At 66.3% G+C, this 863-nt stretch carries 1 protein-coding gene; it reads right to left on the bottom strand.

Features of this window, described 5'->3' with window-relative positions:
* Positions 1 to 763, bottom strand: a 763-nt coding sequence (locus E1281_RS39795; RefSeq protein ID WP_243717823.1) for a transposase family protein, incomplete at its 3' end; no start/stop codon positions are given.
* Positions 764 to 863: the final 100 nt, after the last annotated feature.

The following is an 863-nucleotide window of genomic DNA, read 5'->3' as shown; positions in this document are numbered from 1 at the left end:
CGATTCTGCTGGGGCTGAGGGTGGTGTGCTGGAGGGCGGTCCACCGTTGGGTGAGGAGTGCGAAGCCGCGTTCGCCGAGGCAGCGTAGGGAGCGTTGCAGGGCGTTGTGGGTGCGGTTGCCGGTGGCCAGGATGTTGCCGTCGGTGGGGTTCTTGAACGGCACGATGACGCCGTGACCTGCGCCTTGATAGCCGGGGTCGGCCAGGATCGGCAGGATTTCGGTGTAGGGATAGACGGCCGGCAGGACGTGGGTGCGGGCGGCTTGGATGTCGGCGATGCCGCCGGGTTCGACGTCGGAGGTCCAGATCGGCAGGCCGTCCGGCTCGCTCAATGCTTGGACGTTGCCGCCGAAGTCACCGGTCTTGCCCGAGTACCACTCATCGATCGTCTCGCCCTTCACGCTGGTGATTGTGAGACGGCACCGGTCGCTGTCGAAGATCTTGCCGTCCAGGACGAGGTGGGACAGCCCGTCGGCGACCGCCCGCTGGAGTGCCTGGTGCAGGTCGGGTGCCTGCCCGGCGAGGACATCGATGGCCTCGTGCAGGTACCGGTAGGCGGTGGCCTGGGACAACCCGAACGCCTTGCCGTGGCGGGTGATGTTCGGCTTGTCCCGGAACCAGGCGATGACGAACACTGCCTGCAACCAGCAGGTCAGGCGCCTGGTGCCCTTCCTGGTACCTCTGACCCTGCGTTCGGCGCGCAGGAGCCCGGCCACGTAGCGGATCAGTTCACGCGGGACGTCGAGCATGGCAGGATAGGTCACCACGTGGAGCCCTTCTGGCAGACGAGAGATCTTCAGCGAGACCTCTTCTACCGGGGCTCCACGTGCCTTTTCTGGTCCTCGCCATCTGTCCGCGAGTCTC

It is taken from the genome of Actinomadura sp. KC345 (assembly GCF_004348515.1).
Taxonomy (GTDB): Bacteria; Actinomycetota; Actinomycetes; order Streptosporangiales; family Streptosporangiaceae; genus Spirillospora.
This window is presented reverse-complemented; position numbering and strand designations above follow the sequence as displayed.